Raw genomic sequence first — 17,167 nt, 5'->3', positions numbered from 1 at the left:
GGGCAAAGAAGTCACCTGCACACTCAGGCTGTTTTCAATTTCTGCTTCTGCGCGCGATTCTCACGACGAATTTTACGTTCTTCCAGCACCGCGACCATCGCCATCAGGACGATACAGCCGATCGCTGCCGCATCCAGCGCCGCGAAGGTGCCCGCCCAGCCGGTGAGGCCGAAAATCGGCGTACCGTCGGCGATCATCCCCAGACCCAGCTTGGCGAAGCTGTCGCCGATCAGGTAGGCGAAGGTGCCCTTAATCCCATCGGCGGCGCCGATCGCTTTTTTCGGCACGAAGCCCACTGCCGCCACGCCGATCAGTAATTGCGGACCAAACACCAGGAAACCGAGCGCGAACAGGGACGCCAGATAAACGTACTGGTTGCTGGCATGCTGGTACACGCCGAGGGTGGCGATAATCAGCGCCAGCGCGACGCAGGCCACCAGCGCGCGACGACCGTTGGCGAGGTCAGAGAGCCAGCCCCACAGCAGCGTGCCGACCAGTGCCCCCACTTCGAACAGGGTGAAGCCCTGAATCGCCACTTCTTTCGAAAGCTTCAGCTCCTGGAAGGCATACACGGTCGACCACTGGTCGATACCGATACGCACCACGTAGAGGAAAATGTTTGAGAAGCACAGCAGCCAGATCACTTTGTTTTTCAGCACGTACTCAACAAAGATCTGCCATTTGGTCATCTCGTTTTCTTCGGTCTCTTTGTCCTCTTCGCTGATCTCCTCACCGAACAGCTCTTCAGCTTTGCCGAGGCCGTAAGATTCCGGGGAGTCGCTGCCGAAGCGCAGACCGATAAAGCCGACAATCAGGGCGATAATTGACGGGAAGATAAACATGCCGATCACGTGGCCGTCGAACAGGTAGTTCGCGCCAAAGAGCGCCACGCCAGCCGCACCGGCACCGCCGAGGTTGTGGGAAATGTTCCACATGCCGAGGTACGAACCACGCTTGCGGCGCGGGGTCCATTTGGTGATGGTGGAGTAGCTGCATGACCCGCCGGTGCTCTGGAAGAAACCGCTCAGGGCGTAGAAGGCGATCATCATGAACAGGCTGACGGAACCCGCGCCCATGCTGGCGCTGAAGCCGAGCATACAGATGGCGGAGAGGATCAGCATAAACGGCAGGAACTGCTTGGTGTTTTTGCCGTCCGCATAGTAGGAAACCAGCGTTTTCCCCACGCCGTAGGTGATGGAGAAGCCCAGGCCAATCATCCCCAGCTGCGTCATGCTCAGCCCGTAGGTTGAGATCATGTCGTTCTGCGCGATGTTAAAGTTTTTGCGGATCAGGTACATGGTCAGGTAGCCGATGAAGACCACCAGATAGGACTGCATGAACGGTTTGAACCACATCTTGCGCCGCACGTCGAGCGGCAGATCCAGGGTCGGCTTGCGCACCTGATTTAAGAAGGCCAGCATAACTGAGTTACTCCTGAGCTGATTTTTGCAGCATTGTAAAAATCAGCCGGGAGAGATGCCTGAGACAGCGTCCAGGTAAAACCGGGAAAATTTCTTAGTTTTGCGCCACTCGGGGCGAAAAGGTGAGGCGCGTCACGCTTCGCGCGGTGACTGGGCGTGCAAAAACGGCAGCAGCAGCAGGGCGGAAATCCCCGCTGCGATGGCGATCACCGCAAAGAAACCGCTCCAGTGCCAGATGTCGATCACCCGCGCCAGCGGCCAGCCGGAGAGCGATGCGCCAAGGTAGGCAAACAGCCCGACAAAGCCCGTTGCCGCGCCAGCCGCCTCTTTGTGGGAACACTCCGCCGCCGCCATGCCGATCAGCATCTGCGGCCCGAAGACGAAGAAGCCGATGGTGAAGAAGCACGCCGCCTGCATCACGTAGCTGGCAAACGGCATCAGCCACAGCGAGCCGACGGAGAGCAAAATCCCGGCGGCGAAAATCAGGTTCATCGGCCCGCGGTTACCGTTGAACAGCTTGTCCGATCCCCAGCCCGCCACCAGCGCGCCGATAAACCCGCCCAGCTCGAACATCGTCACCGCCGAGTTGGCGGTCACCAGGTCCACGCCCAGCGTCTCGGACATGTACAGGTTGCCCCAGTCGTTGATCGCCGCGCGCACCACGTAGACCAGCACGTAGCAGAGCGAGAGCAGCCAGATGTAGGGATTTTTCAGCACGTACTTAGTGAGGATCTCCCTGCGGGTCAGCCCCGCGCCCTCCTGCTGCTGGGCAATCTCCATCTCGTCGTGCCGCCAGTCGCCCACCGCCGGCAGGCCGACGGTTTGCGGCCTGTCGCGCAGGCGCCAGCATAGGAACAGCCCGGCGACAATCGCGAGGCCACCGGCAATCATCATGCCCGCGCGCCAGCCGTAGTGCAGCGCTGCGGCTCCCACGACCATCGGGATCAGCGCCCCGCCGACGTTATGCGCGGTGTTCCAGACGGCCCACCAGCCGCCGCGCTCGTTGCGCGAGTACCACGCCGTGAGCAGGCGGGCGCAGACCGGCGCGCCCCAGCCCTGGAAAAAGGCGTTCAGCGCCCACAGCAGAGCAAAGGCCCAGAGCGACGTGGAAAAACCAAACAGGATATTCACCACGCCGGTGGCGATCAGCCCGACGCCCATGAAGTAGCGGGCGTTGGAGCGGTCGCTGACGATGCCGGAGAAGAACTTCGACAGGCCGTAGGTGATGTAAAACAGCGTCGCCAGCAGGCCAATATCGGTGCGCGTCATCACGCCGCTGGCGAGGATTTCCGGTGCGGCGGCGTTGAAGCTTTTACGGGTGAAGTAGAACAGCGCATAGCCGAGCCAGATGGTAATCAGGATATGGCGACGCCAGTAGCGGTAGCGGGCGTCGATTTCCGCTTTGTCGCCAATCGGCGCGGCGCTGGCAGGGGTTTTAAACATGGTGGCTCCGTAACGGCAGGCTGACGCTAACGCGCGTCCCGTGGGTGCAGGAGATATTCAGCGTGCCGCCGAGCGCCTTCACGCGCTCGCGCATGCCCGCAAGGCCAAAGCCCTGTTGGCCGGAGCCCGGCGGCAGGCCGCAGCCGTCGTCTTCAATCACCAGCATCAGGCGTTCGTCCTGCTGCCAGCCCTGGATCGTGACCGCGCTGGCACTGGCGTGTTTGACGATATTGTTCAGCCCCTCCTGACAGACGCGGAACAGCGTCACGCGCTGACCTTCGCTCAGGGTAGCTTCATTGATGCGCCAGTCGAGATGGCTGACGATCCCGCGGCTTTCCAGCTCCATCTCGCGCATCAGGGAACGCACCGCCTGCTCCAGGGAAAGATCGTCAAGCTGGCGCGGGCGCAGCCGTCCTAACAGGCGACGAACGGAGTCATAGACGCCAAGCGAGAGCTGTTCGATATGCGCCCCACCCTGCTTCACGCCCGCGTTTTCTGCCGCCAGGCGCTGGACAATACCCGCCTGGGTGCGAATGGCGGTGATGGTCTGGCCGATATCGTCGTGCAGCTCGCGGGCGACCTCCTGCCGCACACTCTCTTCCGTCTCCAGCAGACGCTCCGCCAGACGACGGTTGCGCGCCAGTTCGGTCTGCAGAGACTGGTTCAGCTCGCGCAGGCGCTGTATGCCCGCGCCGAGCAGCAGCCCGGTCAGGCTCTGGGCCAGCAGGGAAAGCAGCAGGTCTACCGGATGGTCGTGCCAGGTCTGGCTGGCAATCAGCGCGATGGCGTTCATCAGCGTGGCGATCAGCGCCCCCTGCCAGCCGTAGTGCCAGGCCAGTGCGATGATCGGCAGCGCCAGGCAAAATGGGGTAAAGCGCGAAAGTTCAGCGGGCAGGCCAAGCTGTAGCCAGAGGCTCACCACAAACAGCAGCAGATACCAGATGAGGTGCCGGGCGCGCCAGTTCACCGGTTGAGTAACCAGCGCCGGGCCGAGCGGCTGCCAGACGGTGCTGGTGAGGTAGTGCCAGAAAACCAGGCAGGTCGGTGCCAGCGTCAGGCCGCCGGTCAGGGCCAGCAGCAGGGCGTTGAGCATCTCCTTCTCGCCGACCCACGGAAGCGACTGCAGCAGCGCGGCGGCAATCAGCGCCGCACCCTGACGCAGCAGCGTGCGCCAGTCACGCTGGTGACGGTAGCGGGAAATCAGCGCAACCGGGAGAAGCGTAAGCAGGCTTCCGGTCATCAATAAGGGCAGATGCGCGAGGGCGACTTCCTGCGCCAGCCAGACCAGCATCAGCCATTCAGCACCCAGCAAAACGGGCCAGTAGCCGCGCGGGCACTGGAGCATTAAGCCCAGACGCAGGCCGAAGGGAAACAGCAGCACAGCCAGCTCCGGGCGTTCCACCAGGTGCAGACTGATGCTCCACAGGCAGAACCAGGCGGCGGAGAAGATAAAAAAGCTGGCGACGACGGCGATCAGCCGTGAAAAAGCGGGACTCATTGCCAGCTGTCGAACATGCGGCGCGCCAGCTCGACGTCGTTGCTGACGTTAAGTTTTTCCATCAGGTTGGCGCGGTGAACGTGCACGGTTTTCGGGGACAGATCCAGCTCGGCGGCAATCTCTTTTACCGACATTCCCTGCGCGAGTTTTTCCGCAACCTGACGCTCGCGTCTGGTGAGCGGATCCTGACGTCCGGCCGCCAGCTTGATGGCGATATCCGGCGTTAAATAGCAGCCGCCGGTGGAGACCGTACGCACCGCGGCGATCAGTTCGTCGGGGCTACAGCGTTTAGAGAGGAAGCCGCGCGCGCCCGCGTTGAGCGCCTGCTCGACCAGCGCCGGGCTGTCGTGGACTGACAGCATAATCGTCGACATTCCTTTCGGCAGCTGGCTTAGCAGCTCCAGCCCGGAAAGATCCGGCATCGAGATGTCGCAGATACAGACCTGCACCCCGCGCCCCGGCAGGCCCGCCAGCGCCTCGCGACCGGAGCCAAACTCGGCCACGACCTGAAAATCCGGTTCGAGGTTCAGAAGCTGGGCAAAGCCGGAGCGGACGATAAGGTGGTCGTCGATAAGAGCGATGGTGGTCATGTGTGTTCCTGCGGTCTGAAAATGCCGGATAGCGCTGCGCTTATCCGGCCTACAAGAGCGAAAGGCGCTTACCTTAAGCGATTTACTCGAAAAACACCGCAATTTTGTTAAACATGGTGGGATCGGACTGATTGCGTGCCACTTTGGTGACATCTTCCAGCTTGTCGATCTGCGCCATCATCTGCTCCAGACGCTGATCGTCATTGACCAGTAGCCAGATGCGGCTGTGCTCGCTGCCCTGAATCGGCAGACAAAGAATGCCTTCCACGTTAAACGCACGGCGGGCAAACAGCCCACAAACGTGCGTCATGACGCCAGGGTGGTTGCGGACGGTGAGTTCCAGAATGACGTTATCATGTTGTTTCTGCATGGTTTATTCTCCCACCATCTCAGTATTTGCCGCTCCCGGCGGCACCATCGGATACACTTTTTGTTCAGGGTCGATACGCACGTGGATCAGCGCCGGGCCGGGGCGAGAAATCGCCGCCTGCAGCGCCGCGTGGGCATCCTCTTCGGCGTTCAGATCGCAGGTATGCAGGCCAAAGCCGGCGGCAATCTGCATAAAGTTAATCATCCCCGGATAGGTCGCCGCAAACACGCCCTGCTTGTAGAACAGGCTCTGCTGCTGGTGCACCAGCCCCAGCGCCTCGTTGTTCATCAGGATAATTTTCACGTCTAACTGGTTTTCGGCCGCGGTCGCCATTTCCTGAATGTTCATCATCAGGCTGCCGTCGCCGGAGAAGCAGATGACCTTGCGGTCCGGATTGGCGAGCGCCGCACCGACTGCCGCAGGCAGGCCAAAGCCCATAGTGCCCAGACCGCCGGAGGTGAGCCACTGGCGCGGACGGTTCAGCGGGTAGGCCTGAGCGGTCCACATCTGGTGCTGGCCCACGTCGGTGGTGATAATCGCGCTGTCGTCCACGCAGGCGGCCACGGCGTTGATCAGCCCGTAGTGGCTCAGCGGGTCGCCTTCGGTTGGAATGGCGCCCGGGAACTCGCGCTGCAGATCGGCCACCAGCTTACGCCAGTCGGCGCGGTCGGCTGCGTCCGTCTGCGGGATCAGCTGCGCCAGCACTTCCGCCACGTCCCCCTGAATCGCCACGTGCGGCTGCTTAATTTTACCCAGCTCGGCGCGGTCGATATCCACGTGAATGATTTTGGCATTCGGGCAGAACTGCTCGGTTTTGCCGATCGCCCGGTCATCAAAACGTGCGCCCATAACGATCAGCAAATCCGCTTCTTGCAGGATGTAGTTGGTGCTACGCGCGCCGTGCATGCCCAGCATGCCGAGAGAGAGCGGGTGCGCTTTTGGCAGCATGCCCAGCGCCATCAGGGTCATGGTGGTCGGCAGGTTGGCTTTTTCAGCGAACTGACGGATTTCATCCGCGGCGTTAATCGCTCCGCCGCCCAGATAGAGCACCGGGCGTTTGGCGGCGTTAATCATGGCGGCGGCATCGCGCACGCTCTCAGCGCTGAATTCCGGCGCGGGGGCACGCTCGCCCGGCTCGGGCAGTACGTCGATCTCGATCTCTGAGGTCTGGACATCCTTAGGAATGTCTATCCACACCGGGCCCGGACGGCCAGACTGCGCAATGCGGAACGCATCGCTGATAACCTGAGGCAGCTCGCTGATATCGCGAACTAAATAGTTATGTTTGGTGATGGGGATAGAGATGCCGTAGGTATCCACTTCCTGGAACGCATCGGTCCCGATCATCGAGGACGGTACCTGGCCGGTAATGCAGATCAGCGGAATGGAGTCGAGGCGCGCGTCGGCGATGGCGGTCACCAGGTTGGTTGCGCCCGGGCCGCTGCAGGCCATGCAGACCGCCGGTTTGCCCTGCGTACGCGCCATGCCCTGAGCGATAAAGCCGGCCCCCTGCTCGTGACGCGCCAGCACGTGGCGGATCTGCGTGCTTTGGCTCAACGCATCGTACAGCGGCAGCACCGTGCCGCCCGGGATACCCGCAACGGTAGTGATGCCCTGTCGTTCCAGCAAATGAACGATCAGCTGCGCGCCGGTGAAACGCGTCTTCGTGGATGTTGTGCCCGAAATTGCCATGCTCCAGTCCTTTTCTTCTGGGCCGACTTTCCGGGGAGGCTCTTAAACGAAAAACCCCGCCCGGTTTGCGCCGGCGGGGTTTTGGATTCGTGTGTTGATCCAGTCCCTACGGCGCATTGCCGACGACCACCACCACACGCACAACGACCACTGCGGCTGGTTGCGCAGTTTTTAGTAGGGTCGAAGTGAAGATGGATGAAGTCATTGGGGACCTGTGTTTGGAATCATTGATTGAATTTATACAAACACAGGTTTTCGGGCATGACAATGGAAATATTTTCATCTGCGCAAAAATGCGTCAGGGATCACGTTTCAGTACGTTGCTCGCTCATTCCAGGAGTCACTATAGATGACATTCCCATCGCAATGCTTCCAGGTGATTTTCTCGTAGCGTATGAGAACCGTTTCAAGGTGTGTTCCGGTGTTTGCGCCGGGATACAGGTCTGGTGTGATTGAGGTTATTTTCACATTCTCCAGGAGGATATTAAAATATTCCTGTTCTAAACCCGCCTCATTAATCTGATACATCTTAATGGTGGCTGACTGGAGCGTTCTTCCCGTACTCAGTGCGCGAAAAAAAAGTGGGGTTACACGATCAAATTCTTTCTGGAACATGATGGGCATGTGTATACGCGTGCCCGTTAATTTCCCGGTATTCCCGTCGACTGGGATGTTGACATTATGAGTAAACGATTTGAGTTCAACTGCACCTTCACGCCCTGACACAAGGCAAGGACCAACCATAGGAGAACCATTTTCATCGGTCAGAAACAAATAAGCTGGGTTTGACATAAGAAATCCTTTTTATACTATTTAATCGTACTTATCAAATCGGCCAAAAATTATCGGATGAAGAATAATAAACACAATGATAGAAATGAATGTTAGTAATACCCAGTGGTCAGGCACCAACCACAGGAACAAAGAGGCGCACGCAAAAATATAAAAGGGGAATAAAACATCCGAGAATAGAATTGAAAGCAAGCTCTTAAACATGCTCTTTACCCTTTAAGTCGTTATAAATTGCATCGAAATCCTTATAGAACCCCATTTGCACCTTCTTAATGAGTTCAGACAGGAAAGGCTCCAAAAAGTAGTAAAGCATCTCCAGTTGTGCGGCATAGAGGGTGGCGTAATACTTAGGGTCCAATGTTTTCAGGCGACGAGCAGCAAGAGCGCACTTCTGTTCCGTTCCAATCAGTTGAAGCGCCATGACAACGTTAGGTACGCGGCGTGCAAGCCGTTCGACCACGATTTCAGAGAGTATGCCAGATTCGGAAAGGAATTTGGCCAGCCCCCATGCTATCGCCAAACGCGCGGCCTTACTTGTCGGTATGTTGTTAACAAGCCCCGTTACTTTTGAATCCATCTTACGAACGCGATTTTGTTCATTTCCATTTTCAGAATCGGTAATAACACTCTCAAAATAAAGGAATAGCATGTGTGCTATTACATCGCGATAACGATAAAGAGAGAGAATTGAGAGGTACATTCTCTTTTCTTCTGAGAGAAGCTCATCACACACATCGTGATAGTTGGGGATTAAGCATGAAGAGTACCAACTTACTCGCTCCATTCCTGAGTAAATATCAGAACCGATCCCCTTTAATGCTTTCCATGTCCCTGCAACGCCTTGCTGTCCATAAAGAGCTAACTGCCTGTCACTCTGGAACTTCATCTTTAAATATTCAGATGCTTGCATAATGTATCCATACGATATTTTTGGCCACAAAAATATACATTGAAAAAACCTGGATTTCAAACAAGCAAGATTAACTCACATAAATATTTACGTGAGAAATAAGTTAGCTAGCTTATATTTATATCGATTATATGCGAGACAATTTAACTTCCGACAGGACATTAGCGATCATATTAATCCACACAATTAGTGTGTGTTAACTTATAATTATCATCAATACATATATAATATATGATCTGGATTTATAAAATATATATTTACAGTAAATCGCATGTCAGTCGCGACCATTGCCAATAAGTCAACAGGCATTTTTGATGAGTCGCCCAAAAAACAAAAAACCCCGCCGGAGCGAGGTTTTTATCAGGGTTTTGCGGTTGGTCGCCGCAGAACACACTGTGTTACGTCAACGCAAAAAGTATACGCGATCGAAGACGAACGCGCAATTCCGGCACGGATTTTGACGTTTTTGAGTATGGATCGCCTTCCAAATTTTGTCCATAAAATACTGTTCATGCATACAGTATTTATCTATACTGAGGGTGTTCGCAGTGAGCGAGGGGGCCGCAGTTCTACCGGCGCAACGAAGTCCTGGCTGAAACGGGTGGTGCCGTCAGTGCCTTAACCCCCTGAAGTGAGCACACTGTGTTACGTCAATCCAGGTGCTGGCAACAGGCGGCGGAAAGGTACGCCAGCATCGTGCTCCTTTTAACCAAAAGGAGACGCGTATGAGCGTAGTGGATATGGTGATACTTATCCTCAAACTCATTGTTGCAGTACTGCAACTGCTTGATGCTGTCCTGAAATTCCTTCGGTAATTCAGGTTCAAGTCGCACCTGAGAGGGGCGGGCAACCGCCCCTCTTTAATAACGAGGGAATGCTATGTCGCGTCTGTTAATTGAGCCTGTCACGCCAGAAGAGCCGGGGTACATCGCCCTGAAGGCTGAAAGTATCGCATTGAATTTCAACATGCTGCGCAGACTAGAAGAGAACTGGCAGCGCGGTGAGAACCGCTTTAACGCGCCGGGTGAAAAACTGCTGGGTGCGTTTCTTAACGGCAAGCTGGTCGGCGTGTGCGGTCTTAACCGCGATCCGTTCAGCCAGCAGCCGCGCGCCGGACGTATTCGCCATCTCTACGTCAGCGAGAAGTGCCGCGGGTTGGGCATTGGCAAACAACTTTTGACCGTGGTGATGGCCGATGCCAGTATCTGGTTTGATTTCCTCAATACCCATGCGCCGGACGCCGCGTACGGTTTCTATCGTCAGGCGGGTTTTACGCTGGTGTCTGACGAACCGCGGGTGACGCACCGTCTGTTTTGCGCAATTTGAGCGGTTGGCGGCATCGGATTGCGAATGTTACAGTTAAGTGACAACTCACCACCCGACACGCCATGACCATCACCGTTTTCTGCATTTTACTCTTCGCCGCGCTGCTGCATGCCAGCTGGAACGCCATCGTTAAGGCCGGGACGGACAAGCTCTATTCCGCAATAAGCGTCAGCGGCTCCGCCACGGTTATCGCTCTGGTCTTACTGCCGTTTTCCCCACAGCCGTCTGCCGCAAGCTGGCCGTTTTTGATTGTCTCCTGTGCCTTACAGGTGGTGTACACGGTGCTGGTGGCGAAGACCTATCAGGTCTCCGATATGAGCCAGACCTATCCGCTGATGCGCGGCACCGCGCCGCTGCTGGTGGCCCTGATCAGCGTGCTGGCGCTCGGCGATCGTCTCTCCTGGCTCGCCTGGTCCGGCATTGGCGTGATCTGCCTGTCGATTCTCATTATGGCGATGCATGGCCGCATGCAGTCACGCAAAGGGATCTGGCTGGCACTGCTGAACGCCTGTTTTATTGCAGGCTACACGCTGGTGGACGGCACGGGCGTGCGGTTATCGGACACCGCGCTGGGCTATACGCTGTGGACCTTCTTTATGAACGGCTTCTGCCTGCTGAGCTGGGCAATGGTGGCGCGTCGGCGTGAGGCGTCCGGCTACCTGCGCCTGCACTGGAAAAAGGGGTTGCTCGGCGGCGTTGGTACCATGGGTTCATACGGGCTGGCGCTCTGGGCGATGACCCAGGCCCCGCTGGCAGTGGTTGCGGCGCTGCGTGAAACCTCCATTCTCTTTGGGGCACTGATCGCGTTTGTCCTTTTAAAAGAGAAGGTTGCCGGTCTGCGCATCGCCGCAGCGCTGGGAATTGCAGGCGGCGCCATTCTGCTGCGCCTGGCGTAAATCACTGGCAACATTAGTTGCCGTTCTTGTTTACAAATCCTGCCTATCCCGGTTTTTTCATTCACCACGACAATGCTTAAATTGTCATCTCACTGTGGTAGATTCCTCGCGCATTTATGGTAATGCGTAGTCACTTATTCTTCATTTTTCTCTTTTGGCAAAAGTATTCAGCGACATGAAAAAACAAAGGAACGTTAACTTATTGTTGATGCTGGTGTTACTGGTGGCCGTCGGTCAGATGGCGCAAACCATCTACATTCCGGCGATTGCCGACATGGCAAAGGAACTTAACGTCCGCGAGGGCGCAGTGCAGAGCGTGATGGCAGCGTACCTGCTGACCTATGGCGTTTCGCAACTCTTCTACGGCCCGCTGTCCGACCGCGTCGGGCGTCGTCCGGTGATCCTGGTGGGCATGAGCATTTTCATGGTGGCGACGGTAATTGCCATAAGCACCCACAGCCTGACCGTATTAATTGCCGCCAGCGCCCTGCAGGGTGTCGGAACCGGCGTCGGCGGGGTGATGGCGCGAACCTTACCGCGCGATATGTATCAGGGCACCCAGCTCCGTCATGCCAACAGCCTGTTGAACATGGGCATTCTGGTGAGCCCGCTGCTGGCCCCGCTGATTGGCGGCCTGCTGGACACGATGTGGTCCTGGCGCGCCTGCTACGCCTTCCTGCTGGTGCTCTGCGTGATTGTCACCTTCAGCATGGCGCGCTGGATGCCGGAAACGCGCCCGCAGGACGCGCCGCGCACGAAGCTCATCACCAGCTACAAAACGCTGTTCGGTAACGGGTCGTTCACCTGCTACCTGCTGATGCTGATCGGCGGCCTGGCGGGTATCGCGGTGTTTGAAGCCTGCTCAGGCGTGCTGCTGGGCGCGGGGCTGGGCCTGAGCAGCATGGTCGTGAGTATTCTGTTTATTCTGCCGATCCCGGCGGCGTTCTTCGGCGCGTGGTTTGCCGGACGCCCGAACAAACGCTTCTCAACCCTGATGTGGCAGTCGGTGATCAGCTGCCTGCTGGCAGGTCTGATGATGTGGATCCCGGGGCTGTTTGGCGTGATGACGGTCTGGACACTGCTCATCCCGGCGGCGCTGTTCTTCTTCGGCGCGGGCATGCTGTTCCCGCTCGCCACCAGCGGCGCGATGGAGCCGTTCCCGTTCCTTGCAGGTACGGCGGGCGCGCTGGTGGGCGGTTTGCAGAACATCGGTTCCGGCGCGCTGGCCTGGCTTTCCGCGATGATGCCGCAGACCGGGCAGGCTAGTTTAGGCCTGCTGATGACGCTGATGGGGCTGCTGATTTTACTGTGCTGGCTGCCGCTGGCGTCGCGTGTCCCGCATCACGAACAGCCGGTTTAACCGCATGATGGCCCGGCTTCTCGCCGGGCTTTTCACAGACGGGCGCAATCATCGCCTGTAGTAACGGCTCTGGCGCAGGCCGCCAGGCGCCCTCTTCCCCGTCATAAAACTGGAAGTCCGCGTTCAACGCATACGGAATTTTCGCCTTTTGCAGCTCGCAGGCCATAAAGGTGGCGAAGGCCAGCTGCGAAGCGGTTGGCGTGAGGTGGTTTGACTCCCCCACGCCCCAGCCCCCGACCCAGCTGACGTGCCCGGTTTTTTGCTGCCAGCGCAGCGCGGTATTGATGCGATTATGGATAGCCGCTTTCTCCGCCGCCGTGCCGGACGTCCACGGGTATTTACCGCTATTTTTCAGCGGCCCCCACGGGAAAATATGCCACTCCGCCAGCAGGTAGTTTTGACTGTGCGCAGGCAGCTTCAGGCTGGATAAATCCTCCGGCGCGGCGCGCAGGCGTGGCGCAATAAAGATCATGCGCTGCGGGTCAATGTCGTGGATCGCTTTAATGGTTTTTTCATACACGCGGTTTAGCGACGCGAGGTTGTGGTTAAGCTTGTCGGCGGGCTCATAAATGAGATCAAAACCCAGCAGCGGGTAGCTCTGACCGAAATAGTGCGCCACGGCAATCCACCAGTTGATCGTCTCTTGCTCGTTATCGGCTTTTGGGTCGTTTTTATATTCATCAGCCTGATAAGCGACGATCGGGATCACGCCATACTGCTCGCAGGCTTCTACCAGCTTGCGCAGGTGGATCAGCCGCGCTTCCGTCGGCTCATCGGCCACGCGGATGCGCACGTGGGTAATGCCTTTTGCACGAAAATCCCGTACCACCAGCGGGTCGAATTCGCGTATGCCGCGCTCGGTGCGTGCCCAATCCACATCCATCCCGACGCCCAGCTGCTGCGCATAATGGGCAGCCGTCAGCGGCGGCTCAGCGGCAATCGCCCAGCAGGAAGAGATCAGCAACGCAGTGGCAATAAGAGGCTTTAACACGGTTTACCCTGGATAAATCGAAAGCATTACCTGTATTTAGCACGCTTTTTCACATTTGGTGTAGCGCGAAAGCGTAATAATTCGTCAACCTGCCAGCTCTCTCAGCCAGCCGATAAAGGCATCTATTTTCGGCCACTGACGGCCAGAAAGCGTCGAGATATAGTAGTGTTGATGACACTTGAGGGTCTTTTCGCCAAACGGGGCGATAAGCTCGCCCCGTTCGAGCCGTTTCTGCACCAGCCGCTTTCTGCCCATCGCGACGCCTACGTGGTTGATGGCCGCAATAATCGCCAAGTCGGAACGATCGAAACCAATACCCGACGATGGCGGCATATTCACCGCAAAGTGCTGCGCCCAGCTCAGCCACTCATCCGTACCGGAATCATTGCTCCAGGCCTGACGGTCGTGCAGCAGCGTGCAGTGGCTGAGGTTATCAGGGTTTTTCAGCAGTTCATGCTCGCGGGCATACTGCGGCGAGCAGACGGGCAAAATCTCCTCGTCCATCAGGAAGTGATGAGAGAGGTGGTTTGGTGGCGAATCATCGAAATAGAGCGCCAGATCGACGCCCGTTCGCTGCATATTAACGTAATCATTGCCGGTCAGGATGGTGAGTGAAATCGACGGGTAGCGGCGGGTGAAATCCCCCAGCATGGGCACCAGCCAGCACTGAGCAATCGATGGCCGGGAGTACACCGTCAGCGTACCGGAGAGCGCCTGGTTTTTAATATCCAGGATCTCCTGATTCAGGGTGTCGAGGGACGATTTTAGCGTCCAGTAAACGCGCTTGCCTTCCTGCGTCAGCTCGACTTTCCGGTGCGAGCGGACAAACAGCTGAATGCCCAGCTCCTCTTCCAGCAGGTTGATGCGGTGGCTCACCGCGCTGGGGCTGAGCGACAGCTCCTCCGCCGCCAGGGCGAAGGACTCATGCCGGGCGGCCACTTCAAAGGTGTACATTTTCGACAGCTGCCAGCCGTTTAACAGCCGGTTTCTGGCTTCATTTGCATCGGTCATCACAATTCTCGCGCGTGGTTTCTGCGCTCAGCATACCGCTCAAGGGTGAATTAATGTGAACCAACAACAAAATAAGTGCACTTTTTAGAGCGCAGTCACTCAGTTGATCCAATCTGGCTCACCTGAACGCCAATTTATATCGTTTGTCAGCCTACGCCGTTTTTTCGTCCAATACCCCCAGATGACATAAGGGTGAGGTGAGATATGGGATCTCAGATCTGGGTTGTGGCAACGCTGCTGGTCAGCATCGTGTTGATTGTTTTAACCATCGTAAAACTGAAGTTTCACCCGTTCCTCGCGCTGCTGCTGGCGAGCTTTTTCGTCGGCGCGATGATGGGGATGAGCCCGCTGGATATGGTGAATGCCATCGAGAGCGGAATTGGCGGCACGCTGGGCTTCCTGGCGGCGGTGATTGGTCTGGGCACCATTCTCGGCAAAATGATGGAAGTTTCCGGCGCGGCCGAGCGCATCGGGATCGCACTGCAGCGCTGCCGCTGGCTGTCAGCAGACGTGATTATGGTACTGGTGGGCCTTATCTGCGGTATCACCCTGTTCGTGGAAGTGGGCGTAGTACTGCTGATCCCGCTGGCGTTTTCCATCGCCAAAAAGACCCACACGTCGCTGCTCAAGCTGGCCATTCCGCTCTGTACCGCGCTGATGGCGGTGCACTGCGTGGTGCCGCCGCATCCGGCGGCGCTGTTTGTGACCAATAAATTAGGTGCGGACGTGGGAACGGTCATTGTCTACGGTCTGATGGTAGGCCTGATGGCCTCGCTGGTCGGCGGCCCGCTGTTCCTGAAACTGCTCGGCAACCGTCTGCCGTTTAAACCGGTTCCGGCGGAATTTTCAGACCTGAAGGTGCGTGAAGAGCACACTCTGCCGTCGCTGGGCGCGACGCTGTTCACGGTGCTGCTGCCGATTGCCCTGATGCTGGTGAAAACCATCGCCGAGCTGAACATGGCAAAAGAAGGCACGCTGTATACGCTGCTGGAGTTTATCGGCAACCCGATCACCGCCATGTTTATCGCCGTGTTTGTCGCCTACTACCTGCTGGGGATCCGCCAGCATATGGGCATGGGCACGATGCTGACGCACACCGAGCACGGCTTCGGCTCTATCGCCAACATTTTGCTGATTATCGGCGCGGGCGGCGCGTTCAACGCCATCCTGAAAACCAGCGGACTGGCGGACTCGCTGGCGCATATTCTCTCGAACCTGCACATGCATCCTATCCTGCTCGCCTGGCTGGTGGCGCTGGTGCTGCATGCCGCCGTCGGCTCCGCGACGGTGGCGATGATGGGGGCGACGGCGATCGTCGCGCCGATGCTGCCGCTCTATCCGAACGTCAGCCCGGAGATCATCACCATTGCCATCGGTTCCGGCGCCATTGGCTGCACGATCGTCACCGATTCCCTCTTCTGGCTGGTGAAGCAATACTGCGGCGCGACCCTGAATGAGACCTTCAAATACTATACGACGGCGACCTTTATCGCCTCGGTGCTTGCACTTGGCGGCACATTCCTGCTTTCCTTCATTATCTGAGCGCGAAGAGACGTATTATGGAAAACGCAACTATCACCACGTTAACCGCACAGTTTCCTCTGGTTGAGGATCTGATTGCCCTGAAAGAAACCTCCTGGCTCAACCCGCGCACCACGACGCTGGCGGAAGGGTTGCCGTACGTCGGGCTGACCAAAGACGACGTGGACGACGCGCACGCGCGGCTCAACCGCTTCGCGCCGTATCTGGCGAAAGCCTTCCCGGAAACGGCGGCAACGGACGGAATTATCGAATCCGACCTGGTCGCCATTCCGGCGATGCAAAAGCGGCTGGAGCAGGAATTGTCTACACGCATTCCCGGCACCCTGCTGCTGAAAAAAGACAGCCATCTGCCAATCTCCGGCTCTATTAAAGCGCGCGGCGGCATCTATGAGGTGCTGACCCACGCGGAGAAACTGGCGCTGGAAGCCGGATTGCTGAGTACCGAAGACGACTACAGCATTCTGCTGGAACCGCGCTTTAAGGACTTCTTCAGCCAGTACAGCATCGCGGTGGGCTCAACCGGCAACCTGGGGATGTCCATCGGCATTATGAGCGCACGCATCGGCTTTAAGGTGACGGTACATATGTCCGCCGACGCCCGCGAGTGGAAGAAAGCCAAACTGCGCAGCCACGGCGTCATCGTCGTGGAATATGAGCAGGATTACGGCGTGGCGGTAGAGCAGGGACGCAAAGCGGCGGAAAGCGATCCGAACTGCTTCTTTATCGACGATGAAAACTCGCGCACCCTGTTCCTGGGCTACGCGGTGGCAGGAGAGCGGCTGAAGGCGCAGTTTGCCGAGCAGGGCCGGGTGGTGGATGCGGAGCATCCGCTGTATGTCTATCTGCCATGCGGCGTCGGCGGCGGCCCGGGCGGCGTGGCGTTTGGCCTGAAGCTGGCCTTTGGGGATAACGTGCACTGCTTCTTTGCGGAGCCTACGCACTCTCCGTGCATGCTGCTGGGCGTCTACACCGGCCTGCACGATGAGATTGCCGTGCAGGATCTGGGCATTGATAACGTCACGGCAGCGGATGGGCTGGCAGTAGGACGCGCGTCGGGCTTCGTGGGCCGTGCGATGGAGCGCCTGCTTGACGGGTTCTACACCCTCTCCGATCAGAGCATGTACGACATGCTGGGCTGGCTTGCGCAGGAGGAAGGGATTCGCCTGGAGCCGTCCGCGCTGGCAGGCATGGCCGGCCCGCTGCGCGTGCATTCGGATGCCAGCGTCACTCACCTGGTGTGGGCGACCGGCGGCGGCATGGTGCCGGAAGACGAGATGGCGAAGTATCTGGCGAAAGGGAAGTAATTATGCCGGGTGGCGGCTGCG

Annotated in this window: 18 protein-coding genes; 7 read left to right on the top strand and 11 right to left on the bottom strand. The window is 57.8% G+C overall.

Annotated features, from left to right (window positions below):
* Positions 1–23 precede the first annotated feature (23 nt).
* From uhpT to ACTJJA_RS17595, 9 genes are all read right to left on the bottom strand, one after another.
* Positions 24–1,421 carry a hexose-6-phosphate:phosphate antiporter gene (gene uhpT / locus ACTJJA_RS17635; protein ID WP_440668815.1) on the bottom strand — a complete coding sequence of 466 codons (1,398 nt, stop codon included), beginning with the start codon at positions 1,419–1,421 and terminating at the stop codon, positions 24–26.
* Between the two features lie 132 nt (positions 1,422–1,553).
* Positions 1,554–2,864, bottom strand: a complete 1,311-nt coding sequence (locus ACTJJA_RS17630; protein ID WP_440668814.1) for an MFS transporter — start codon at positions 2,862–2,864, stop codon at positions 1,554–1,556.
* On the bottom strand, positions 2,857–4,362 hold the full coding sequence (gene uhpB / locus ACTJJA_RS17625) for a signal transduction histidine-protein kinase/phosphatase UhpB (protein WP_440668813.1): 1,506 nt from the start codon (positions 4,360–4,362) through the stop codon (positions 2,857–2,859). Before uhpB ends, ACTJJA_RS17630 begins: the two co-directional genes overlap by 8 nt.
* Positions 4,359–4,952 carry a transcriptional regulator UhpA gene (gene uhpA / locus ACTJJA_RS17620; RefSeq protein WP_119936437.1) on the bottom strand — a complete coding sequence of 198 codons (594 nt, stop codon included), beginning with the start codon at positions 4,950–4,952 and terminating at the stop codon, positions 4,359–4,361. The genes uhpB and uhpA overlap by 4 nt, the downstream gene beginning before the upstream one ends.
* Before the next feature lie 82 nt (positions 4,953–5,034).
* On the bottom strand, positions 5,035–5,322 hold the full coding sequence (gene ilvN, locus ACTJJA_RS17615; protein ID WP_010426528.1) for an acetolactate synthase small subunit: 288 nt from the start codon (positions 5,320–5,322) through the stop codon (positions 5,035–5,037).
* 3 nt (positions 5,323–5,325) lie between these two features.
* On the bottom strand, positions 5,326–7,014 hold the full coding sequence (gene ilvB, locus ACTJJA_RS17610; RefSeq protein ID WP_440668812.1) for an acetolactate synthase large subunit: 1,689 nt from the start codon (positions 7,012–7,014) through the stop codon (positions 5,326–5,328).
* A gap of 106 nt (positions 7,015–7,120) precedes the next feature.
* Positions 7,121–7,219 carry an ilvB operon leader peptide IvbL gene (gene ivbL / locus ACTJJA_RS17605; RefSeq protein WP_057979964.1) on the bottom strand — a complete coding sequence of 33 codons (99 nt, stop codon included), beginning with the start codon at positions 7,217–7,219 and terminating at the stop codon, positions 7,121–7,123.
* 107 nt (positions 7,220–7,326) lie between these two features.
* The gene (locus tag ACTJJA_RS17600) at positions 7,327–7,806 is read right to left on the bottom strand and encodes an Hcp family type VI secretion system effector (protein WP_440668811.1); all 480 of its coding nucleotides are present in this window, start codon (positions 7,804–7,806) and stop codon (positions 7,327–7,329) included.
* A gap of 196 nt (positions 7,807–8,002) precedes the next feature.
* A complete protein-coding gene (locus ACTJJA_RS17595; protein ID WP_440668810.1) occupies positions 8,003–8,716 on the bottom strand; it encodes a hypothetical protein in 714 nt (237 codons plus the stop codon).
* 271 nt (positions 8,717–8,987) lie between these two features.
* Here ACTJJA_RS17595 and ACTJJA_RS17590 point away from each other — a divergent pair, with 271 nt between their 5' ends.
* The 5 genes from ACTJJA_RS17590 to emrD all read left to right on the top strand — a co-directional run bounded on the left by ACTJJA_RS17590 (position 8,988) and on the right by emrD (position 12,298).
* Positions 8,988–9,338 carry a hypothetical protein gene (locus ACTJJA_RS17590; protein WP_440668809.1) on the top strand — a complete coding sequence of 117 codons (351 nt, stop codon included), beginning with the start codon at positions 8,988–8,990 and terminating at the stop codon, positions 9,336–9,338.
* Positions 9,339–9,441: 103 nt separating this feature from the next.
* On the top strand, positions 9,442–9,531 hold the full coding sequence (gene tisB, locus ACTJJA_RS17585; RefSeq protein ID WP_023309830.1) for a type I toxin-antitoxin system toxin TisB: 90 nt from the start codon (positions 9,442–9,444) through the stop codon (positions 9,529–9,531).
* A gap of 64 nt (positions 9,532–9,595) precedes the next feature.
* The gene (locus ACTJJA_RS17580; RefSeq protein WP_134348268.1) at positions 9,596–10,042 is read left to right on the top strand and encodes a GNAT family N-acetyltransferase; all 447 of its coding nucleotides are present in this window, start codon (positions 9,596–9,598) and stop codon (positions 10,040–10,042) included.
* 62 nt (positions 10,043–10,104) lie between these two features.
* A complete protein-coding gene (locus ACTJJA_RS17575; RefSeq protein ID WP_440668808.1) occupies positions 10,105–10,938 on the top strand; it encodes an EamA family transporter in 834 nt (277 codons plus the stop codon).
* A 175-nt stretch (positions 10,939–11,113) separates the two neighbouring features.
* Positions 11,114–12,298: a multidrug efflux MFS transporter EmrD gene (gene emrD, locus ACTJJA_RS17570; RefSeq protein WP_440668807.1), complete on the top strand. Its 1,185-nt coding sequence runs from the start codon at positions 11,114–11,116 to the stop codon at positions 12,296–12,298.
* On the opposite strand, the gene ACTJJA_RS17565 is transcribed toward emrD, so the two are convergent.
* A complete protein-coding gene (locus tag ACTJJA_RS17565) occupies positions 12,201–13,289 on the bottom strand; it encodes a glycoside hydrolase family 5 protein (RefSeq protein WP_440668806.1) in 1,089 nt (362 codons plus the stop codon). The genes emrD and ACTJJA_RS17565 overlap by 98 nt on opposite strands.
* A gap of 84 nt (positions 13,290–13,373) precedes the next feature.
* Positions 13,374–14,300 carry a DNA-binding transcriptional regulator DsdC gene (gene dsdC / locus ACTJJA_RS17560; RefSeq protein ID WP_421511284.1) on the bottom strand — a complete coding sequence of 309 codons (927 nt, stop codon included), beginning with the start codon at positions 14,298–14,300 and terminating at the stop codon, positions 13,374–13,376.
* Positions 14,301–14,504: 204 nt separating this feature from the next.
* Between dsdC and dsdX the strand changes: the two genes are divergently transcribed.
* Positions 14,505–15,842: a D-serine transporter DsdX gene (gene dsdX, locus ACTJJA_RS17555; RefSeq protein WP_440668805.1), complete on the top strand. Its 1,338-nt coding sequence runs from the start codon at positions 14,505–14,507 to the stop codon at positions 15,840–15,842.
* A gap of 17 nt (positions 15,843–15,859) precedes the next feature.
* Positions 15,860–17,146: a D-serine ammonia-lyase gene (gene dsdA, locus ACTJJA_RS17550; protein ID WP_440668804.1), complete on the top strand. Its 1,287-nt coding sequence runs from the start codon at positions 15,860–15,862 to the stop codon at positions 17,144–17,146.
* Positions 17,147–17,167 lie beyond the last annotated feature (21 nt).

The organism is Enterobacter sp. 22452 (assembly GCF_052045065.1).
Taxonomy (GTDB): Bacteria; Pseudomonadota; Gammaproteobacteria; order Enterobacterales; family Enterobacteriaceae; genus Enterobacter; species Enterobacter mori.
The sequence above is the reverse complement of the archived record's forward strand: the minus strand, read 5'-3'. Positions and strand labels throughout refer to the sequence as shown.

Excerpts from the sequence above, each read along its gene's own strand:
- uhpA (WP_119936437.1), bottom strand. The coding sequence starts at position 4,952 with ATGACCACCATCGCTCTTATCGACGACCACCTTATCGTCCGCTCCGGC.
- ilvN (WP_010426528.1), bottom strand. The coding sequence starts at position 5,322 with ATGCAGAAACAACATGATAACGTCATTCTGGAACTCACCGTCCGCAAC.
- uhpT (WP_440668815.1), bottom strand. The coding sequence starts at position 1,421 with ATGCTGGCCTTCTTAAATCAGGTGCGCAAGCCGACCCTGGATCTGCCG.
- ilvB (WP_440668812.1), bottom strand. The coding sequence starts at position 7,014 with ATGGCAATTTCGGGCACAACATCCACGAAGACGCGTTTCACCGGCGCG.
- ivbL (WP_057979964.1), bottom strand. The coding sequence starts at position 7,219 with ATGACTTCATCCATCTTCACTTCGACCCTACTAAAAACTGCGCAACCA.
- tisB (WP_023309830.1), top strand. The coding sequence starts at position 9,442 with ATGAGCGTAGTGGATATGGTGATACTTATCCTCAAACTCATTGTTGCA.
- uhpB (WP_440668813.1), bottom strand. The coding sequence starts at position 4,362 with ATGAGTCCCGCTTTTTCACGGCTGATCGCCGTCGTCGCCAGCTTTTTT.
- ACTJJA_RS17595 (WP_440668810.1), bottom strand. The coding sequence starts at position 8,716 with ATGCAAGCATCTGAATATTTAAAGATGAAGTTCCAGAGTGACAGGCAG.
- ACTJJA_RS17580 (WP_134348268.1), top strand. The coding sequence starts at position 9,596 with ATGTCGCGTCTGTTAATTGAGCCTGTCACGCCAGAAGAGCCGGGGTAC.
- ACTJJA_RS17600 (WP_440668811.1), bottom strand. The coding sequence starts at position 7,806 with ATGTCAAACCCAGCTTATTTGTTTCTGACCGATGAAAATGGTTCTCCT.
- dsdX (WP_440668805.1), top strand. The coding sequence starts at position 14,505 with ATGGGATCTCAGATCTGGGTTGTGGCAACGCTGCTGGTCAGCATCGTG.
- dsdC (WP_421511284.1), bottom strand. The coding sequence starts at position 14,300 with ATGACCGATGCAAATGAAGCCAGAAACCGGCTGTTAAACGGCTGGCAG.
- dsdA (WP_440668804.1), top strand. The coding sequence starts at position 15,860 with ATGGAAAACGCAACTATCACCACGTTAACCGCACAGTTTCCTCTGGTT.
- ACTJJA_RS17575 (WP_440668808.1), top strand. The coding sequence starts at position 10,105 with ATGACCATCACCGTTTTCTGCATTTTACTCTTCGCCGCGCTGCTGCAT.
- ACTJJA_RS17630 (WP_440668814.1), bottom strand. The coding sequence starts at position 2,864 with ATGTTTAAAACCCCTGCCAGCGCCGCGCCGATTGGCGACAAAGCGGAA.
- emrD (WP_440668807.1), top strand. The coding sequence starts at position 11,114 with ATGAAAAAACAAAGGAACGTTAACTTATTGTTGATGCTGGTGTTACTG.
- ACTJJA_RS17590 (WP_440668809.1), top strand. The coding sequence starts at position 8,988 with ATGTCAGTCGCGACCATTGCCAATAAGTCAACAGGCATTTTTGATGAG.